Below are 17430 nucleotides of genomic sequence, written 5' to 3'. Positions count from 1 at the left end.
TGCGTCACGCGTGCTTCTCCCAGTCGAGCGCCACGCGGCCGTGGCCACGGGTCTTCATCGCGCCGATCGCCCGCACCAGCGGCAGCGCCCGGTCCAGCAGTGCCCACGGCGCGTCGGCGTCGACGCCCGTGATGCCGACCTCCGCCTGCAGCGTCAGCGGCACGACGAGTTCGACACCGCGCAGCGAGCCGTCCAGCGCCGTGCCACTGTCGAGGTCGATCGCGGTCTGGAACGACGGCACGAACAGCGCCGCGCGCAGCGCGGCCTGCGGGTCGGGCTCGCCGGGCGCGGGAGCGGCGAGCACCGCGCGTTCGGCCGCAGGCAGCCGCGCGTCGCTGACGGTCAGGCATCCGGCCTGCGACAGCGACCGCCCCGGCGCGTCGCTGCGCTCGGCCAGTCCGCCGAACAGCTGCAGCACCGCGGCCGGGTCGGCGTGGCCCCAGGCCGCCAGCGCCTCGGCCGCGTCGCGCAGCACGCCGCGCAGCATCCGGCCCGGGACGTAGGGCAGCGCGTCGGCGTCGCGGGCGACGACAGCGTCGAGGTTGGAGCCGTCGCCGCGGCCGCAGCCGACGTGCCAGGTGTCGAGGAACTCGAGTCTCAGCGTGCGCACGCTCATGCCGCGCCTCCTGTGGTGTCGGGGTCGTCGCGGGTCAGGTCGCGCAGCAGCACCGCGTCGGGCCACGGCGATCCGTCACGCCCCAGCGGCAGCCAGGACGGATCGTCGACGCCGAGCCGGCGCAGCAGCGCGTCGATCTCCGCGACCCGTGCCGGCTCCAGGTTCTCGCGCCATCGACGCCAGCGCTCCAGCGCCTGCGTCGGGTCCTGGTGGAAATCGGTGAGCAGCCGGCGCACCGGACCGCGCGGCATCGCGTCGGTGGCCAGCGCCTGCGCCAGCGTCTGAAGGTCGGCGAGCCGCGGCACCCCGGCGCCCTCCTCCCCGATGACGTAGGCCGCGTGGCCCAGCGTCCAGTGCCGTCCGTCGACCTGCACCCGCGGGAGCGCGTCGTCGGGCACCGAGGTCGTCACCCTTTGCACCGCCAGCGCCGACAGCGGCATCGCCCGTGCGCTGGCCTGCGCCTCGCGCTTGATGACCGACTTCGCGCGCTGGCACAGCGCTTCGGCGAGCGCGGCGGCCTGCGCGAACGGGAAGCGCGCCTTCACGATCGCGATGCCGCATGCGGCGGTCAGCCCGGGCAGATCCAGGCCAAGACCGCGCAGGGCCGCCAGGCACTCGGTCGACTGGCACTCGAAGGCTTGCAGGTAGGCCTCGGCGAACGGCAGCGCCAGATCGGCGCGGACGACGAGGCTCAGATCGTCGCCGCCGAGGATCAGCGGACGCGCCGGGACGACGCCGTCGACGGCCGCGGGCAGCAGCACCTCCGCGGCGGCCTGCCGGGCGGCAGCGACCGTCGCCTGGGTGACGGCACGCGAGAACGCCGCGTAACGCTCGACGTAGGCGCCGTCGTCGCCGGTTTCGAGCCGGCGCAGCAGCACGCCCAGACCGTTGCCGTCGGCGTGCAGGAAAGCCAGTTCGCGGGCGCCGCCGACGAACGGGAAGCCGTCGCCGTCGTCGCGGACCGACCCGTCCGACGGCTCGGTGTGCCGCGGCCAGCGCAGACCGTCGGGAGCGCCGAAGCGCTGGAGCAGCGTGTCGGCGACGGCCGTGCGCCGGGCGTGGCGGCGCCGCAGTTCGGTTGCGGCATCGATCGCTTCGACCTGGCCGGCCAGCGATCGGACGGTCACGGCCGGCTGCCCGGTGCGGGCAACCCGCAGGGTCAGCGGGCCGGCTTCGGGCAGACGCGGGCGGTCGACGCGGCCGGCCTGCTGGCAGGCGCGCAGCGCGTCCCGCGCCGCGGCCAGGGCGCTCGGTGCGTCGGCCACCGCATCGGCCCAGCGCAGGCCCGTCGCGTTGGCCGCCAACGCCGCGTGCCACAGCGTGCGGACGCGGCGGCGGGCCTCATCGGAGTCGAGGAACGCGATGAACGAGCCGCCGCCGCGGCGCGAGAACCGCACCGTCGTCGCGCAGCCGGCGGTCTGCATCACCTGCTGCAACAGGCTGGTCGCCGCGGCGTCGGCCGTCTCGTCCAGGTCGCCGGTCAGCCGGTCGACCAGCAGGCTCGCGCCGACGGCGTCGGCCAGGCGGCCGGTCTCGAAGATGAAGGACTGGATCGAGCCGCACTCGAATGTCCAGCAGTGATACGTCGGCATCTTGGTTCCGAGGCTCGTGTGAAGTGAATGCGCGCGGGGCTCAACGCGGGGACGATGGAGCGACGGCAGTGTCGGCGCGAGCGCCTCGTTCGGCGGCCGGCGCCAACGTTGGCGCGCCGACGGCATCGCTCGCGCCGAGGGCGGTGATGACGGGCCGCAGCCGGGCCTCGACGACGCCGAGGCCGAAAGTCGTCTTGCCGCCGAGCTGCCACCATTCGGCCAGGGCCAGCCACGGATACGCTGCGGCGGCGCCGGGCCCGAACACGAGCGTGCCGAGCAGCCCTTCGAACGGCATCACCCGGCGCTGGCGGGCCGAACGCCGCAGCCACTGGACGCCGTCGACGCGGTGCGCGACGAGCGGCACCGCGGCCGCGGCCTCCATCAGCGCGGCGTGTTCGCCCGGCGCGAACAGGCCGACATCGCCTTCAGGCAGGTTCATCACGAGCCGGGCGACGCTGCGCCGGACCAGCAGTCGATAGTCGGGCAGTTCGCGGAGCAGTTCGTTGCCCGCCTTCAGCCTCAGCGGCGACAGCAGGCGCAGTTCGAGCTCCGCGCTCGTCGCGGCCGGCGCGACCGTGAGCTCGCGCGCCTGCTCGTAAACGTCCAGGGCCGTGACGGGCGCCTCCGCGCCGGACAGCGGTACCGGGCGGCCGGCGGCGTCGACGCCCCAGACGGCCTCCAGCGGCGCCGGGACACGGGACGGCCCGAAGCCCCGGCGCCCCATCTCGTCGGCTGCCGCCACACAGGCGGGCGCATGGGCGGCGGCATCACCGATCAGCAACAGCTCGCTGTCCAGGGCCGCGCCCGCCGGGATCCAGCCGTCCAGTTGCAGCGGTGGACGCAGCGCCCAGCGGCGCTGCTGGACCTCGGCGCGCATCAGCGCGTCGAAAGCGCCCGGCGCCAGGTCGTGCAGGCAGGCGCCGAACACGCCGTGCCACAGCGCGCCCTTGAACGGCTCGGTCTGCAGATCGCCGGCGAGACGGTGCCGCAGGCCGATGCGCAGCATCGGCAGGCCCTGCAGCGCCGACTGCAGCGTTTCGGAGGGCGGTAGCGGATCGACCGGCGGTCGCGGTCCTCGTGGGAAATGGTCCTGGGCAGACAAGCGGCGTCGCGACCCGTCACGGGATTTGTTACGTGGCGGTGGATTGTTCCATCGGTCAGCGCCTCAGTCGGCGGCGACCAAGCGCCCCCAACGTTGGTTCCATGCCGCGGCATCCTGCAACGGAAGGACACTGCCCGCATGGACACGATCGAGACGGCACGAAGTCTGGACGGCGGTGGCCCGCAATGTCGGAGCGAGTGGCCGACGCCGGGGACGGACGCCGAGGACCCGCGGCAGCGAGACGCTGGCGCCACGCTCGACGAGGTGCTCGACGAGCGCAACCTGCTCGATGCCTGGGAACGTGTCCGCGCCAACCGCGGTGCACCGGGCTGCGACGGCGAGGAGGTCGAGCAGTTCGCACAGGGCCTGCTGGGCCGGCTGCACACGTTGCAGGCCGAAGTGGCCGACGGACGCTACGTCGCCCGGCCGCTGCGGGTCGTGGCGCTGCCCAAGCCATCCGGCGGCCAGCGCCTGCTGGCAATACCCGGCGTGCGCGACCGCGTGCTCCAGGCCGCCATGGCCCACGCGCTCGGGCGGCGGATCGAGCCGACGCTGGACGAGGCCAGCCACGCCTATCGGCCGGGCCGCTCTGTCCTGGGCGCGCTGGCCGCCCTGCTCGCACTGCGCGACCAGGGCCGCAGCACGGTTTTGAAGGCCGATGTGGCGTCGTTCTTCGACCGCATCCACCAGCCGACGCTGTTGGCGCAGCTGCGCCGGTTCAGCGCCGACCCGGGGCTGCTGGCGCTGGTCGGCCAGGTGCTGGCGGCGGTTCTGGACGACGACGGCGAACGACGGCTGATGACGCGTGGCGTGCCGCAAGGCTCGCCGCTGTCGCCGCTGCTCGCCAACCTGTACCTGCACCCGTTCGACGTCGGCATGCGCGCACAAGGCTTCCAGCTGATCCGCTATGCCGACGACCTGGTGCTGGCCTGTCTCGACGCCGATGAGGCGGCCCGGGCGCAGGATGCCGCGGCACGGGCACTGCGCGAACTGCATCTGGAACTGAACCCGGCCAAGACCCGCATCGCGAGCTTCGTCAGCGGCTTCGACTTCCTCGGCGTGCGCTTCAAGGACGGGGCGCTGCACCCGCTGACCGCCGGCATGGCGGCCCTGCTGCCGCACCTCGGCCACGGCGAACTCGCCCGAGCCGGTGCGCCGGACGGCGCGCTGGCCGAGGCGGACGAGGCTTCCAGCGAGCAGGCCGAGGCCGAGTTGCCGCTGGCGGCCGGCGTCCTCGTCGACGAGACGCCGGCAGGGCAGCGCAGCGCACCGCTGCTGCAGAGCGTCTACGTCGGCGAACCCGGCAGCGTGTTGCGGCTGGACGGCGAGCGCCTGCTCGTCAGCCGCGGGCGCGAGCTGCTGGCCAGCGTCCCGCTCGGACAGGTCGACCAGCTGGCGGTCAGCGCCAACGTGCTCGTCTCCAGCGCGCTGCTGCGGCATTGCGCGCATCGCCGCATCAACGTCCACCTGTCCGACCCGGGCGGCGGCGAGGCCGTCGCCAGCCTGGACCGCGGCGGCTGGCCCGAGATGGCGCTGCTCGATGCCCAGCGGCGGGCTTGCGGCAGCCCCGCGGCGGGGCTGCCGATCGCGCGGGCGATCCTCGAAGGCAAGCTGCACAACGCAAAGGCGGTTCTGCGGCGCTTCGGCCGACGCGAGGCGCCCGAGGTGCGCGCCGTCGTCGACGAGGCCGTGGCCGCAGCCGACCACGCGATCGCGCGGCTGGCGCTGTGCGCCAACGCTGCCGCGCTGCGCGGGCACGAGGGAACCGCTGCGCGCGCCCACTTCCAGGCGCTGGCCGCGCTGTTGCCGCCGGCGCTCGGATTCGGCGGGCGCCGCCGCAGGCCGCCGCCGGACCCGGTGAACGTGCTGCTGTCGTTCGGCTACTCGGTGCTGCACGCGAACATGGCGTCGCTGCTGCGGCTCGCCGGGTTGAACGCGCACCTGGGCGTTCTGCACGCCGCCGCGCCGGGCACGCTGGCGCTGGCCAGCGACCTGATCGAGGAGTTCCGTGCCCCGGTCGTCGATGCGGTGGTGCTGACCGTGCTGCGCGAGGGCCAGATCGGCATCGGCGACTTCGACTTCGACGACGCGAGCGAGACACCTTGCCGGTTGCGGCGCGAGGGACGCCAGCGTTTCGTCCGCGCGCTCGAGTGCAAGCTGGAGTCGCGCTTCGTGCATCCGAGGCTGAAGGCTCCGACCGACATGCGTCGCGCGATGCAGCAGCAGGTGCGCGAACTCGTCCTCGTGATGCAAGGCCGGGTGCCCCGCTACCTGCCGCTGAAGTTCCGGTGAAGCGTTTCGGGAGACCGCCATGTCAAGACTCTGGCTCGTCAGCTACGACGTCGCGTGCCCGCGCCGCCGCTACCGGCTCGATCGGACGCTGGGGCGGCTCGGCGACCGCGTGCTCGCGAGCCTGTGGACCTGCCGTCTGCGCGCCGACCAACTGCCCGTACTGCAGCGGCGGCTGCAGCAACTGATCCGTCCGCCCGAGGATCGGCTGAGCCTGCTGCCCGTGTGCGCCGACTGCGAGCGACGCATAGTCTTCCTCGGCCAGGCGCCGCGAACGGCGTTCGGCAGCGGGCACTTCGTCGTGCTCTGAAGCGATTCCGGGAGGCCCGCCGATGCTGTACTTCGTCGCCTACGACATCAGCTCCGACCGCCGCCGGCGGCGCGTCGCCCGAGTCCTCGAAGGCTACGGGTCGCGACTGCACGAGAGCGCCTTCCAGTGCGAACTGCGCGCCGGCCAGCTCGCGCGGCTGCGCCGGCAGGTGGAGCGGGTGCTGGACCCGGACGAGGACCGTCTGCACCTCTATCCGCTGTGCGAGCGCGACCGGCCCGACCGCTGGCACCTGGCCGCCAGCAAGCCGCAGGACCCGCCGAGCGCCTACGTCGTCTGAGAGCCGACCATGTCTGCCAGCACGTTGATTTCAAAGGGTTTTCCGGCTTCTCGCGGGTCGTGGCACCGATTTCTGGCTGCCGAGACGGCAAATGGCCGGATGCTGCCCGCAACGGGGCTAGAATCTCGTTTCCTGACAGGCACTTGCAAGAGGTGCTGTCAGCGCACCCCGAATTCCGAAGGGGATTGAGACGCTGTTCCTGCTGATGTCCTTCAGAGTTGGTCAGCGCACCCCGAATTCCGAAGGGGATTGAGACTTCCGGGAACTCCTCCAGGAGTTCCTGCACGTCAGCGCACCCCGAATTCCGAAGGGGATTGAGACTCGTATGCCGATTGATCCGTGAGCCGATAGTGTCAGCGCACCCCGAATTCCGAAGGGATTGAGACTGCTTGGCGCTCATTTGAACTCCCTTAAGAGGTCAGCGCACCCCGAATTCCGAAGGGGATTGAGACAAGATCTCGCCGGCGTCCATGCTCACCGAGTGTCAGCGCACCCCGAATTCCGAAGGGGATTGAGACAAGGTGTGCTCATTGAGCATCGAGATGAATTTGTCAGCGCACCCCGAATTCCGAAGGGGATTGAGACTACGGCAGCGCGACTGCGAGCTTTTGCTCGGTCAGCGCACCCCGAATTCCGAAGGGGATTGAGACCTTGCTGTTACGGCCCGCGCTGTTGCCGGCGTCAGCGCACCCCGAATTCCGAAGGGGATTGAGACTGCAGCATCTGCAGGGCTTCGGTGGTGAAAGTCAGCGCACCCCGAATTCCGAAGGGGATTGAGACCACGTTGTATGGGTCGTCGGTGTGGTCTGGAGGTCAGCGCACCCCGAATTCCGAAGGGGATTGAGACTCCCGTGATGGCGGCCCACAGCGCTTGAAAGTCAGCACCCCGAGTTCCGAAGGGGATTGAGACAATCCTGCTGCGGCCAGGGCCGCTAATAAGTCAGCGCACCCCGACTCGCGGAGCGCATTCGGAGGACGAGCGGCGAAGACGGACCGCCAGGCCAATGGCCCGGCACGCCACGTCAAGCCACGTGGATCTGCCCGGGCTCGATGCCCAACAGCCCGTACTGGCCATCTCTGGCGCCGCGGTCCGCCGGACCGGCGATGGCCAGCCGCGTCCCGAGTTCGGGGCCGAAGGCGCGCACCAGCGCCTTGCGGATCACCGACAACCGCGGCCGCAGGTCGGCGGGCTGCAGCGCGACCGACTGCCGCTCGACACCGACGCGCCGGCAGGCCTGGTCCATCAGCGGCTGCAGCATCCCGACGCTGGCGGCGACGTCCTTGCGCAGCAGCACCGCGCCCGGCGCGACGAGCGCCGCGCTCTCGCGCAGCGCCTGCTGACGCCGCAGCGCGAAGAACACGTACCAGGCCATCAGCGAGGGTTCCAGCAGCGCCTCGCCGATGCCGGCGACGCGGACCCGGCGCGCGGCCGGCAGCACGTCCAGGCGAACGCTGCCCAGCGAGCGCTGCGCGCGCTGCACCAGCGCGTCGAAGCCGACGGGCTCGTGCAGCAGACGCTCGGGCAGGCCGTCGGACATCCGGACGAAGGCGACCGGCGCCAGCGAGACGCGGGCTGCAGCGGTGTCGACCTCGCGACCGTCGGGCAGCCGCAAACGGGCCGGCTCGGCCGGCGGGAAGAAGAAGCCCGGGTGCGACTCGAACGGCGAATTGACGAGCACGTGCGACAGCCGGTCCTGCGCCCGGCCGAGCAGCGACATCACGTAACCGAGATAGAAGCCCATCGACTTGCGCCCGCCGGCGAGCGAGGCGTGGATGGCGCAGGCGGGATCGAGCGCGAGCGGACGCACGACACCCAGGATCGCGTCGGCGACCGCGGTGTTGTCCTCGGCGCTCTCGACGTCGGCCAGCGGCACGCCGTCGCGCGCGACGACGTGCAGGTGGCGTGCGGGGTCGAACTCGGGGCCGTTGCCGCCCAGGTGCGCTGCGGCCAGCGCCCGCAGCTGGCCGCCTTCCAGCAGGTGCTCGTGCACGCGCTGCGCGCCGGCGGCCGTCGCGACGACGTGCAGCTCGGTCGGAACGAAGGGCGTCGGCGCAGTGGCCAGCGCGTACAGCGTCTCGGTGACGACCTGCGGCGACAGCCCGACCATGCAGACCAGCGCGCGGCGGGGGTAGCTCTCGGGGCGTGAGGGGTCGGGCTGGCTCATCGGTTCGTCTCGCGTGCGTCGGGCGCTGCATCGTGTGGCCGCCCGTCAGGCCGCCATTGTCTTGCGGAGGACCGGGCCAACTGGACGGGGCAGCGCAACCCGTCCGCGCGGACCCGGACGGTCATCAGGAGGACCGCCCCGCGACCATGCCGGTCGGCTTCACCTCGTAGCGGACGAGCCGGGCACCCGCCGCCCGCAGTTCCGCCGCATCGAGCTCGCGGCCTCGCTGCTCGGGAGCCAGATCCAGATCCAGCGACAGCGCGGTGGCACCCGCCCCGCAGGCCCGCGCGGCCAGCCACAGCGGCAGGACCCCGGCGACCACGTCTCCGGACTCGAATCGCTGGGCGCCGACGTGCGACAACACGCGGGCGTCGGGCGCAGCCAGCTCGGTGCGCATCCAGTCGATGGCGCCGGGATGACGGGAGACGAGGTAGACGGTCACCGGAGACGTCAAGCCGCGCTCACGCTTGCCCTGCGGAAGCGGCCTTCGAGTTCCTGCGCCAGCGTCCAGCCGGCGGCCTCGAGCATGACGATCGAGATGCCCGGCGCGACGATCGAGCCCAGCCCGGGCACGAGCTTGGAGAGCTCCTTGGCGAGCATCCGGATCGGCTGCTTGAGCATCGTGTTCTTGATCGCGCTGATGGCCAGCACCTTGGCGGCTTCCTGCGTCATCTCGCCACCGAAGACGCCGCACAGGCTCATCGCCATCGACGTCATCGCGACGGTATCGGTCGCGACGCCGAGCCCCGGAACGGGGACCGCGTTGCCGGCCGCAGCGGCCGCTGCGTGCGCGTGGATGATCGCGTGGCACTTGCGCTTCTGTTCGTCGTTCATGACGACTTCCTCCTCGTTGCGTCCGTGGGATGCCCCGGTTGCGGTCGGACTGCCTGCATGGGCAGTTGCTCCGGAGCACGTTTGCGATGCCGCGCATGATCCAGGCCTGGCGTCCCGGCTCGTGCGGTCGGTAACGTTGGTGCAGGTCGGGGAGGTATGCGGGTGCTGATCACCCGCATGGGCGACGCCCCTCGGTCCCGGTCAGCCATACCCCCCGTTGAGCGCCGACCCAAGGCAGGTCAGGACCGCATCGATGCCGCCCGGCGCGGACACCATGTCGACCGGCCGAGCACCGCCGAGCGCCGGAATCCGCTCTCCGCACCACCCGCGAAGCCAGGGCTCGAACCTCGGGTCGTCGTGGAGCGACACCAGTTCCTGGAACGCCTCCGATCGATAGAACTCCACCAGCCGTCGGGCGCGCTCTTCGAGGATGCGATGCACGCGCCGCAGTGCCAGCGCCTCCGCCAGCGCATGAAGCCCCGGCAGACCCCGCGCACGGCTGGCTTCGAGGCTCTCTGCGCGCAGGGCGCAGGCTTCCAGCGAGACCACCAGCGTGGTGAGATCGACCTGCGTCATCTGCGCCATCAGCTCGTTGCAGAAGGCCGTAGGCCGCAGGCACCGGAGCAGCGCCTCCCAATCGCGGGGCGAGCCGAAACAGACTTTGACGCCCTCCCCTTCACTTCCGAGCCGGTGCAACCAGTTCGCCGTGGCCTCGGCCATCTGCTGGGCGGTCCGGGCGGAGCCCGCCGCCGCCCGTTGCGCCACGATGCGCTCGCGAACGAGCGGCGAGGCCGCCTCGATCCAGTCGTCGTCGCTGGCGCCGGCATCGAGTTCGACGAAGTGCTCGTCCCCTTCCTCGCTCACCAGAGCGAGGCTGAGCGGCGGCCCGTCGTCCGGCCCCCAGAACGCCGTTGCGAGATAGCAGGTTGGCATGGGTCCGTCTCCAGGCTGATGGGCGCACCGCACCCAGGTTTCGACCGTGGCGCCGTTTGCAGTGCCAGTCTGGGGTATCAACCCACCGCGCGGCAGCCCTGCAGTGGTCGTTGCCGCGAACGCGGCGATCCCGGAGGGCCGCGTCCGCAGCCGGCGCGGTCATCCCGCCCGGCGCTGCGCGAGGCGCTGCTCGTGGAACGCATGGTCCTGGCAGACCAGTTGCCCCAGCGCCCCGACGTTCAACGGCGCGGCGCCAGGCAGCGGCCGAAGCAGGTTCTGGAACTGCTCGCGAAACCCCTCGCTCTGCAGCACACCGAGGAAGTCCACGCCAGGCCGCTCGATGACACCGAGGCGGGAGTTCTCGTGTGCAAGGACGACGGCACGTCGCACGGCGACGGGCTGGCCGCGACGCAGCAGGAAACCCTGCAGTTCATCGGCCACCGCGTTGACCTGTTGGCTCGGTGCCCGCCCCTTGGCGTCGCGCACCGGCACGCCCTCCTGGACGAGATTGCCGTAGCGGTCGTACTTGTCGCGGCTCCACTCGGTGCCCTGCACGTGGACGACGCCGTTGAGCGTCTTCACCTCGATCGCGACGATGGCCGTCGGGCCCAGCAACAGCAGGTCGGTCTCTCCGCCCCGGTTGCGATAGCCCTTGAAGAGCATCCAACGGTCATCGAGCCAGGTCGACAGGTCCGCCTGCACGCGCTCCTCGCCTTCCCGACCGCCGGCGAACCGCCCTTCGTCCTCGCCCGCGGGCGGCATCTCCGGCTCGCTGGGCCGACGCGACAGGCTGGATGCGAGCCAGCTCAGCGCGTGCCCGAGGGCGGCAAAGATGCGCCGAGCTCGCATCGCAGAGCCGATGGCGGCCTTGCGGCCGGCAATCGCCGCTTCGCGTCGCTCGACCTCCGCACGCCAGGCCTCGCGTTGCTGGCGGTACGCCGCTTCGCGCGAGTCTTGCGCCTGGCGAATCTGGTCGGCGGCGTGGTCGGACAAGGTCTGCACTCTCATGCTTCTTTCCTTCTCTTGCTTGTGGTTCTCGGTGTGCGACGCGGGCCGGGCCTCGCGTCGCGGTTGGGTTCAGTGGGTCGGACGGATCGGCGATCGGCGCCTGAGTCGCGCGAGGAAGCCGCTGACCTGCCAGGCGATCTCGTGTCCGCCTTCCCAGCCGGCGATGACGGTCGCCGGTGTCATGCGCAGGACCAGGTCATCGCCCTCCCAGCGCAGCGTCTGCACGAACGCCAGAGGGCGCCCGTCGCACCAGCACTGATAGGTGTCGGCGTCCAGGGCCGCGCGGCGAAGGTCGTCTGGATCGCAGGGGTCGCGGATCCGGAAGCCGTGGACGACGACCGCCGCCGGCTCCTCGCTCACCGAAACGGGCCAATGCAGGGCAAGCCTCGACAGCACGTCCTCGATGCGCCACCAGGTGTCCTGAGGTCCGGTCTCGATGCTCACGGCGTCGGACGGCGGCGCCGGGACGGTCAACGGCAGCAAGCGCGCGGTCGCGTTGCTGCTCTCCTGCAGCGGCATCTGCGCCAGCATGCGCAAAGCGGTGTCTTGGGCGGTGCCGGCGAACCATTCCGCGGCGCCGTCGCCGCGGTGCTCCGCAGGGACCCGGTAAGGCGCGAGGCTCTTGTGCATCGATCGCTCGACCTGCTCCGCCCGCTGGCGGCTGGGCAGCCAGATGGCGCGCGAGTGCTCGAGGTCGAGCTCGCCGCGCCGGAACTCGGGAAGCCTGCGCGCGCGGTGTAGCGGTCGGCGAGCCCATCCGAGTTTGAAGCGGCGCCGGTCGCGCCGCATCAACACGTAGACCGAAGCGCGGTCGGTGGTCATGGCGTTGGACATGTGCCGGCCCTCAATGCAAGACCACCGCGCGGACGTAGCCGCCGAGCACCTGCAGGTACAGCTCGGGGCCGATGCGTCCGCTGCGATAAAGCATCGCCAGGCCGAGCAACGAGACGTCGCTGGTGTGCAGCTGAACGAAGCCCTCCTCCGCTGCGTGGGTCGTCAAGGCCGAGAAGTCGTCCTCCCCGTCGCGGGACGGGCGGACGGGGCCGACCCGCGCGATGGCGATCGCCGGGTGGTGGTGCAACCAGTCGAGCAACGCCACCTGATCGGCCGCACTCGCGGGCGTGTCCTGGCGGCTGATCCAGTACCGCATGCGGTGGCCGCTCAGTGACAGGCCGCGCGAGTCGACGTAGTCCTCGAGGTCGCGCTCGAACTGGACGAGGTGCCTCTGCGGCATTCCCGGCCGGGCCTCGAGTTGCAGCACGAAGCCGGTGGGCTCGTCGTCCAGGGGCTGTGCGCCTGATGCAGCGCAGCGGTCAGTGAAGGCGGTCATGCAGCCTCCGGGTCACAGGAAACTCGCGGGCGACGAAGACCACCTCCGGCTGCACCAGCAGCCAGCCGATGAACGCCGTGCGGGCGGAGACGGTGATCTGCGCGTCGCGGTTGAGGACGACGAGACAGTTGTCGCCAAGCCACCAGCTGAGCGCCGGGTGGCGCAGCCGACGCGCCAGGAGGCGAGACAGCTGCTCGCGCGACGCCGGCAACGGGCCGGCGAACGCGACACGGACGACGAGGACATGGCCCGGCATCTCGGCGATGAGCTGGGCCGGTCGCGATGGGTCTTCGTGGAGGTTCATGAGGCTCCTCTGCGTCGGATGCGGCATCCGCGGGCGTGGCTCGCCCCTGCCGTCATGCCAAGGCATCCGCTGAAACTCGGTGGGACGATTCCGGGCAGTGCTCCGCCAGCGCGGCCCTCAGCGGGCCACGCGGCAGGTCACGTCATGAGGTGGCGCGTGTGCGGGTCAGGCCACTCGGCGCCAGGACGCAGGCGGCGGCTGGGCCTGGTGTCCGGCTTCGTTGGCCGCTTCGGCGACGGCGCTGCCGGAGGCGAAGCGCGTGGCAAGCAACCGGTCGATCGCCGAGCCGTCGCGGCGCGTCATGTTGGGCACGAAGTGGCCGTAGACCGTGAACAGCATCTGGCTGTTGGCGTGGCCCAGCTGGTTGGCAATCCACTGCGGCGACTCGCCGGAGGCCAGCCAGAGCGTGGCCGCCGTGTGCCGCATCTGGTACGGGCGCCGGGGCGCCAGCTCCAGGTGGCGCAGCAGCGGATACCAGACGCGCTCGCTGAAGTTCTTGTTGTCCAGCGGGTGGCCTTCGCGGTTGCAGAACACGTACTCGCTTAGCTTGCCGGTGGCCGCGTGCTGGCGCTTCAGCGCTTCGTAGACCGGCTGAGACATCTGGATGTCACGCTGCGAGCTGTCGGTCTTCGTGTACTCGTCCTCGCCCAGCACGAAGGTCTCGCGCACGAGGATGAGCCGGCGCTCGAAGTCGACGTACTTCCACTTCAGGCCGTGGGCCTCACCCGTGCGCATGCCGGTGAAGAAGCGCACGGTGAAGTAGTCCCGGTAGTCCGGTCGGACGACGGCCAGGATCTGCTGGACCTGGTCCAGCGAGAACGGCTGCACGTCGGACTTGCGGACTTTCAGCGGGCGGACGTTGGCCGACGGCGAGATGAAGCCGTGGCGGTCCGCCGCGTCGGCCATGATCTGCCGCAGCACGCCCAGGATGTTGTTGATCCGCTTGCTGCTGAGCTTGTCGCCCGTGCGGCCCGGCTTGTCGGCCAGCTTGGCGCGGAAGGCCAGGATGTCGGACTTCGTGATCTCGCCGACCGGCTTGTCGCCGAAGGCGGGCAGCAGGTGGGCGTCGAGCGTGGACTTCAGCACCTTCAGGTGCGAACGGCGCCATTCGATCTGGTGTTCGGCGAGCCAGGTGGTGACGAACTCTCGAAAGTTCGGCGACGCCGGCTTCGGAACTGCAGCAGCGGGCGACGCGAGCTGGGGTATCGACGCGCCTGTGTCGGTACCGGCGTGCACCACTGGCGCGGACGCGAATCGCGATGCCAGTGCACTCCCAGGGAAGAACTCCCCGTAGACGAACGCCCCCGCAGCGATCGCCTCGCGCAGGCGCTTCAGCACCGCCTCGACGCGCTTGCGGTTCGCCGGAGTGTCGCCAAGCGCCGTCTGCTCACGACAGCGCACACCTCGGTAGGTGAAGTCGATGACGAGCTTGCCCGTCTCCTTGCGCACGCTGACCTTAGCCATGGAGCACCGTGCCGTTGGCCATGGGGAGTCCGATCGGGCTGTCGGCAGAGGCCAGGCGCATGTCGCGCTCGATCGCCTCCCAGACGAAGAGGATCTTGCGGCCGCCGAAGGGACGAACGTAGTGCGTACCCTCCAGCAGGACACTGTCCTTCAGCCGTTCGCGGATCGTGCGGACGTCGTACTTGATCTTGGCCGACAGCTCGTCTGTCGTGAGATAGGTCGTGCTCATGCCACTCTCCCGTCGAGTAAACTCCACAAACATCGCCACTGCGCGACGCTTGGTGAGAATATTAATCGACGCTTGGCGACTGTCAAGCACGTTTGTGGATTTTGCTCCACGTTCGGCGAGTTGAGGTGACTCGGTGATCCGGTTCAAGCTGGGTGAACAGCTAGAGAAAAAGCAGTTCCGCGACTCGCGGCGCATCACGCTGCAAGAGGTCTCGGACGCGACCGGGATCAACCGTTCCACGCTCTCCAAGATCCTCAACCAACGGGGTTACAGCACCGGCACGGACGTCCTGGATCGCCTGTGCACGTACTTCGGCTGTCCGGTTGCCGACTTGGTCGAGCACTTGCCGGACTGAGTGGCCCCACGTAGGCAACTGCCGCCTCATCTCCGCTGACGGCCTCACGACCGCCCAACGCCCGGCGGCGTCCGCACGTCAAACGTTTTCGCTTCGTAAGCCTGAGAGCGCGCAGGAGGGCTAAGCTCGCATTCCGCTAGCGTTCTACGTGCAGGAGTGCGATGGCTATCAACAAGTCCGAAGTCTTCAGCGTGCGCGTGGAGCCGCGCATCAAGGCGGCCGTCCAGACTGCGGCCGAGCGCGAGATGCGGAGCCTCGCCAACATGTTCGAGGTCATGGTCGTCGCCTACTGCCGGGATCACGGGTATCCGCTACCCGGCGTACCCGAGGATGCGCTTCGCCACTTGCAGACGCGGAAGAACCCATCGTGACATCAACCAAGAATGACGGGTTGCAAGCACTCGGCTTCCGATTCGGGCTCAACGGCCCCCACGCAGCGCGAACCATGATGCTGACAGACCTGCGGCAGCTGCTGGCGCACACCGAGCGTGATGCCACCCGAGCCGACTACGCGCGGGCGGTCGTCGAGGAGAACGCGCTGGGGAAGCCCACGCGCAAGGCTCGGCAACTCGCGTTGCGGCACCTGGTCACCTTGTACGGACTGAACCCCGCCAACCCCATCTTTCGCGCGTTGCGGCGGCTATGGCCTCTGGACGAGGGCGCGCAGCCCTTGCTTGCCCTCGCGGTTGCCTTGGCACGCGACCCGCTGTTGCGAGTCACCATGCCCTTCATCCTCGCGCGAAGCGTCGGAACTCCAATGCCGCGGGAGGCCGTTGAGAGCTTCTTGGCAAGCGCCTGCCCCGATCGTTTCAGCGCCTCGTCGTTGAAGTCCTTCGCGCAGAACGTCGCCGGCACCTGGACTTCCGCCGGTTTCCTTCAAGGGCACTCCCGCAAGACGAGGAGCCAGGTGCACGCGCGCCCAGAAGCCGTCGCCCTGCTTCTATTTCTCGGCTACCTGGAAGGCCGCACTGGCCAGCGCTTGTTTTCGTCTGAGTGGACGAACTTGATCAATGGCTCACCCGATGAACTAGAGGCACTTGCAAACTCGGCGTCACATCGGGGCTTGCTCGTGTTCATGAACGCCGGTGGCGTCAAGGAAGTGCGTTTCCCCGGCTATCTCACGCCCGAAGAAGAACGAATCCGCCAGGAGGTCTCGCATGTCGTCTAAGGTCGCCAAGCTGGTTTCAGCCTATCGCCGGCACCTCACCGTTCCCTGGCAGGCGGGGCTAGCGGCCATCCAGCGCGTCATCTTCGCGGTCTACGACAAAACTGACGAACTGCGGCTGCGCGCGAACGTCGAGGAGTTCGCTCTGGTCACCCAGCAGGCCGGCAAGCGCTGGCTGCTGCTGGACGTGACCCACGCCTTTCCCGAATGGATGGCCGGCCAGGAGTACCGCGATGCCTACTTCGAGTGCCCGGAAGACCTGGCGGGCTACCAAACAGGCGAACTGACCGAATTCGTCTCCGACCTCAACGCCAAGCTCAGGGCCCGCATCGCGGCTGAAGCCGGGCCCGATACCGTGGTCGCGCTGCTGGGTGTCGGAACGCTGTTCGGGCTGGCCCGAGTCTCGTCGGTCGTCGAAGGCATCAAGGAGGCCGTCGAAGGGCGCCTGCTGGTGTTCTTCCCCGGTGAGCATCACCCAGAGAACCATACCTACCGTCTTCTGGATGCTCGAGACGGCTGGAACTACCTGGCCGTGCCGCTGCTGGCCCAGGACTGACCCGACACGACGTTTCCAAGAACCAAAGCAAGGACCACCATGCTGAACAGGGACATCTACAACAAGACCCCGAAGGAAAACCGCCTCGTCAACAACGGCGTGGCCGAGGTCTCCGAAGACCACTCCGAGGCCGCACAGGCCATCCTGCGATACGAGCTTGAGACCTTCGTCTGCGATGGTCAGTACGAGAAGGGTCTGGAGACCATCCTCGACAAGTTCCTGCTCAACCTCGACTCCAAGACCGAGCAGCCGGGGGTGTGGATTTCTGGCTTCTACGGCAGCGGCAAGTCGCACCTGGCCAAGATGCTGCGCACGCTGTGGACCGACTACCAGTTTGCCGACGGTGCTACCGCCCGCAGCATCGCCAAGCTGCCCATGGGTGTGTTCGAGCACCTGAAGGAGCTCTCGACCCAGGGCAAGCGCCACGGTGGCCTGCACGCTGCAGCGGGCAAGCTGGGCGCCGGCGCCGGTGACAAGGTGCGGCTCGCGCTGCTGGGCATCGTGTTCAAGTCCAAGGGGCTGCCCGAGCAGTACAACCAGGCGCAACTCGTGCTGTGGATGAGCCGCGAAGGCATCCTGGCTGCGGTCGAGGCGGAGCTCAAAGCCGCTGGCCGCTCGCTGGCCCAGGAACTGCCCCACATGTACGTCTCAGGCCACCTGGCCAAGGCGCTGCTGAAGGCCCGTTCTGACCTGGCGCATACCGAGGCGGATGCCCGCAAGTTGCTCAAGGAACAATTCCCGCAGGTCACCGACGTCAGCAGCGAGCAGATGACCACCGCCATCGCCGACGCGTTGATGGTGGACGGCAAGTTCCCGCTGACACTAGTGGTGCTGGATGAGGTCCAGCAGTTCGTTGGCAACGACGTGGAGAAGGCGTTCC

Annotated in this window: 20 protein-coding genes, 1 pseudogene and 1 CRISPR repeat array; of the genes and pseudogenes, 8 read left to right on the top strand and 13 right to left on the bottom strand. The window is 69.7% G+C overall.

Annotated features, from left to right (window positions below; translation table 11 throughout):
- Nucleotides 1–4 precede the first annotated feature (4 nt).
- From RBXJA2T_RS01855 to cas6, 3 genes are read right to left on the bottom strand one after another with little or no spacing between them, the layout of a single operon-like run.
- On the bottom strand, nucleotides 5–616 hold the full coding sequence (locus tag RBXJA2T_RS01855) for an RAMP superfamily CRISPR-associated protein (protein WP_009855613.1): 612 nt from the start codon (nucleotides 614–616) through the stop codon (nucleotides 5–7).
- A complete protein-coding gene (locus RBXJA2T_RS01850; RefSeq protein ID WP_009855612.1) occupies nucleotides 613–2208 on the bottom strand; it encodes a Cas10/Cmr2 second palm domain-containing protein in 1596 nt (531 codons plus the stop codon). The genes RBXJA2T_RS01855 and RBXJA2T_RS01850 overlap by 4 nt, the downstream gene beginning before the upstream one ends.
- A gap of 40 nt (nucleotides 2209–2248) precedes the next feature.
- Nucleotides 2249–3214 (bottom strand): CRISPR system precrRNA processing endoribonuclease RAMP protein Cas6, encoded by a 966-nt coding sequence (gene cas6, locus RBXJA2T_RS01845; protein ID WP_009855611.1) that lies wholly within the window; start codon nucleotides 3212–3214, stop codon nucleotides 2249–2251.
- Nucleotides 3215–3448: 234 nt separating this feature from the next.
- On the opposite strand from cas6, the gene cas1 reads away from it, so the two are divergent.
- From cas1 to cas2 (RBXJA2T_RS01830), 3 genes are read left to right on the top strand one after another with little or no spacing between them, the layout of a single operon-like run.
- Entirely contained in the window at nucleotides 3449–5602 is a 2154-nt protein-coding gene (cas1, locus tag RBXJA2T_RS01840) for a CRISPR-associated endonuclease Cas1 (protein ID WP_157998572.1), read from the top strand.
- A gap of 19 nt (nucleotides 5603–5621) precedes the next feature.
- Entirely contained in the window at nucleotides 5622–5909 is a 288-nt protein-coding gene (cas2, locus tag RBXJA2T_RS01835) for a CRISPR-associated endonuclease Cas2 (protein WP_009855609.1), read from the top strand.
- 22 nt (nucleotides 5910–5931) lie between these two features.
- Complete coding sequence (cas2, locus tag RBXJA2T_RS01830) at nucleotides 5932–6207, top strand: CRISPR-associated endonuclease Cas2 (RefSeq protein WP_009855608.1); 276 nt, start codon at nucleotides 5932–5934, stop codon at nucleotides 6205–6207.
- A 416-nt stretch (nucleotides 6208–6623) separates the two neighbouring features.
- A CRISPR array of direct repeats spans nucleotides 6624–7117; the repeat unit is 35 nt; unit sequence GTCAGCGCACCCCGAATTCCGAAGGGGATTGAGAC.
- Nucleotides 7118–7229: 112 nt separating this feature from the next.
- Here the strand turns inward: cas2 (RBXJA2T_RS01830) and csm6 are convergent.
- The 10 genes from csm6 to RBXJA2T_RS01780 all read right to left on the bottom strand — a co-directional run bounded on the left by csm6 (nucleotide 7230) and on the right by RBXJA2T_RS01780 (nucleotide 14474).
- Complete coding sequence (gene csm6 / locus RBXJA2T_RS01825; protein WP_009855607.1) at nucleotides 7230–8372, bottom strand: CRISPR-associated ring nuclease Csm6; 1143 nt, start codon at nucleotides 8370–8372, stop codon at nucleotides 7230–7232.
- A 124-nt stretch (nucleotides 8373–8496) separates the two neighbouring features.
- Nucleotides 8497–8814: a CRISPR-associated protein Csx16 gene (gene csx16 / locus RBXJA2T_RS01820; protein WP_009855606.1), complete on the bottom strand. Its 318-nt coding sequence runs from the start codon at nucleotides 8812–8814 to the stop codon at nucleotides 8497–8499.
- Between the two features lie 8 nt (nucleotides 8815–8822).
- Nucleotides 8823–9206 (bottom strand): hypothetical protein, encoded by a 384-nt coding sequence (locus RBXJA2T_RS01815; protein WP_009855605.1) that lies wholly within the window; start codon nucleotides 9204–9206, stop codon nucleotides 8823–8825.
- Between the two features lie 201 nt (nucleotides 9207–9407).
- Complete coding sequence (locus RBXJA2T_RS01810) at nucleotides 9408–10139, bottom strand: DUF2384 domain-containing protein (RefSeq protein ID WP_009855604.1); 732 nt, start codon at nucleotides 10137–10139, stop codon at nucleotides 9408–9410.
- A gap of 159 nt (nucleotides 10140–10298) precedes the next feature.
- Nucleotides 10299–11147, bottom strand: coding sequence for a nuclease-related domain-containing protein (locus tag RBXJA2T_RS01805; RefSeq protein WP_081467573.1), 849 nt, complete (start codon nucleotides 11145–11147; stop codon nucleotides 10299–10301).
- Between the two features lie 69 nt (nucleotides 11148–11216).
- Entirely contained in the window at nucleotides 11217–11981 is a 765-nt protein-coding gene (locus RBXJA2T_RS01800) for a GIY-YIG nuclease family protein (protein WP_009855602.1), read from the bottom strand.
- A 10-nt stretch (nucleotides 11982–11991) separates the two neighbouring features.
- Entirely contained in the window at nucleotides 11992–12477 is a 486-nt protein-coding gene (locus RBXJA2T_RS01795) for a hypothetical protein (protein WP_009855601.1), read from the bottom strand.
- Nucleotides 12461–12781 carry a hypothetical protein gene (locus tag RBXJA2T_RS01790; protein WP_009855600.1) on the bottom strand — a complete coding sequence of 107 codons (321 nt, stop codon included), beginning with the start codon at nucleotides 12779–12781 and terminating at the stop codon, nucleotides 12461–12463. Before RBXJA2T_RS01790 ends, RBXJA2T_RS01795 begins: the two co-directional genes overlap by 17 nt.
- Before the next feature lie 165 nt (nucleotides 12782–12946).
- On the bottom strand, nucleotides 12947–14245 hold the full coding sequence (locus tag RBXJA2T_RS01785) for a site-specific integrase (RefSeq protein WP_029719000.1): 1299 nt from the start codon (nucleotides 14243–14245) through the stop codon (nucleotides 12947–12949).
- On the bottom strand, nucleotides 14238–14474 hold the full coding sequence (locus RBXJA2T_RS01780; RefSeq protein WP_009855598.1) for a hypothetical protein: 237 nt from the start codon (nucleotides 14472–14474) through the stop codon (nucleotides 14238–14240). The genes RBXJA2T_RS01785 and RBXJA2T_RS01780 overlap by 8 nt, the downstream gene beginning before the upstream one ends.
- Nucleotides 14475–14607: 133 nt before the next feature.
- On the opposite strand from RBXJA2T_RS01780, the gene RBXJA2T_RS01775 reads away from it, so the two are divergent.
- From RBXJA2T_RS01775 to RBXJA2T_RS01755, 5 genes and pseudogenes are all read left to right on the top strand, one after another.
- Nucleotides 14608–14829 (top strand): helix-turn-helix domain-containing protein, encoded by a 222-nt coding sequence (locus RBXJA2T_RS01775; protein ID WP_009855597.1) that lies wholly within the window; start codon nucleotides 14608–14610, stop codon nucleotides 14827–14829.
- Nucleotides 14830–14990: 161 nt separating this feature from the next.
- Nucleotides 14991–15200 carry a hypothetical protein gene (locus RBXJA2T_RS01770; RefSeq protein ID WP_009855596.1) on the top strand — a complete coding sequence of 70 codons (210 nt, stop codon included), beginning with the start codon at nucleotides 14991–14993 and terminating at the stop codon, nucleotides 15198–15200.
- Nucleotides 15197–15997 (top strand): hypothetical protein, encoded by an 801-nt coding sequence (locus tag RBXJA2T_RS01765; RefSeq protein ID WP_029719001.1) that lies wholly within the window; start codon nucleotides 15197–15199, stop codon nucleotides 15995–15997. The genes RBXJA2T_RS01770 and RBXJA2T_RS01765 overlap by 4 nt, the downstream gene beginning before the upstream one ends.
- Nucleotides 15987–16550, top strand: coding sequence for a DUF1788 domain-containing protein (locus RBXJA2T_RS01760; protein WP_009855594.1), 564 nt, complete (start codon nucleotides 15987–15989; stop codon nucleotides 16548–16550). The genes RBXJA2T_RS01765 and RBXJA2T_RS01760 overlap by 11 nt, the downstream gene beginning before the upstream one ends.
- A 39-nt stretch (nucleotides 16551–16589) precedes the next feature.
- A pseudogene (locus tag RBXJA2T_RS01755) lies at nucleotides 16590–17430 on the top strand (BREX system P-loop protein BrxC); the annotation flags it as partial.

This window comes from Rubrivivax benzoatilyticus JA2 = ATCC BAA-35 (assembly GCF_000190375.1).
Taxonomy (GTDB): Bacteria; Pseudomonadota; Gammaproteobacteria; order Burkholderiales; family Burkholderiaceae_C; genus Rubrivivax; species Rubrivivax benzoatilyticus.
This window is presented reverse-complemented; position numbering and strand designations above follow the sequence as displayed.

Coding starts and splice junctions, on each gene's coding strand:
- RBXJA2T_RS01855 (WP_009855613.1), bottom strand. CDS start 616: ATGAGCGTGCGCACGCTGAGACTCGAGTTCCTCGACACCTGGCACGTC.
- RBXJA2T_RS01850 (WP_009855612.1), bottom strand. CDS start 2,208: ATGCCGACGTATCACTGCTGGACATTCGAGTGCGGCTCGATCCAGTCC.
- cas6 (WP_009855611.1), bottom strand. CDS start 3,214: ATGCTGCGCATCGGCCTGCGGCACCGTCTCGCCGGCGATCTGCAGACC.
- cas1 (WP_157998572.1), top strand. CDS start 3,449: ATGGACACGATCGAGACGGCACGAAGTCTGGACGGCGGTGGCCCGCAA.
- cas2 (WP_009855609.1), top strand. CDS start 5,622: ATGTCAAGACTCTGGCTCGTCAGCTACGACGTCGCGTGCCCGCGCCGC.
- cas2 (WP_009855608.1), top strand. CDS start 5,932: ATGCTGTACTTCGTCGCCTACGACATCAGCTCCGACCGCCGCCGGCGG.
- csm6 (WP_009855607.1), bottom strand. CDS start 8,372: ATGAGCCAGCCCGACCCCTCACGCCCCGAGAGCTACCCCCGCCGCGCG.
- RBXJA2T_RS01815 (WP_009855605.1), bottom strand. CDS start 9,206: ATGAACGACGAACAGAAGCGCAAGTGCCACGCGATCATCCACGCGCAC.
- RBXJA2T_RS01810 (WP_009855604.1), bottom strand. CDS start 10,139: ATGCCAACCTGCTATCTCGCAACGGCGTTCTGGGGGCCGGACGACGGG.
- RBXJA2T_RS01805 (WP_081467573.1), bottom strand. CDS start 11,147: ATGAGAGTGCAGACCTTGTCCGACCACGCCGCCGACCAGATTCGCCAG.
- RBXJA2T_RS01800 (WP_009855602.1), bottom strand. CDS start 11,981: ATGTCCAACGCCATGACCACCGACCGCGCTTCGGTCTACGTGTTGATG.
- RBXJA2T_RS01795 (WP_009855601.1), bottom strand. CDS start 12,477: ATGACCGCCTTCACTGACCGCTGCGCTGCATCAGGCGCACAGCCCCTG.
- RBXJA2T_RS01790 (WP_009855600.1), bottom strand. CDS start 12,781: ATGAACCTCCACGAAGACCCATCGCGACCGGCCCAGCTCATCGCCGAG.
- RBXJA2T_RS01785 (WP_029719000.1), bottom strand. CDS start 14,245: ATGGCTAAGGTCAGCGTGCGCAAGGAGACGGGCAAGCTCGTCATCGAC.
- RBXJA2T_RS01780 (WP_009855598.1), bottom strand. CDS start 14,474: ATGAGCACGACCTATCTCACGACAGACGAGCTGTCGGCCAAGATCAAG.
- RBXJA2T_RS01770 (WP_009855596.1), top strand. CDS start 14,991: ATGGCTATCAACAAGTCCGAAGTCTTCAGCGTGCGCGTGGAGCCGCGC.
- RBXJA2T_RS01760 (WP_009855594.1), top strand. CDS start 15,987: ATGTCGTCTAAGGTCGCCAAGCTGGTTTCAGCCTATCGCCGGCACCTC.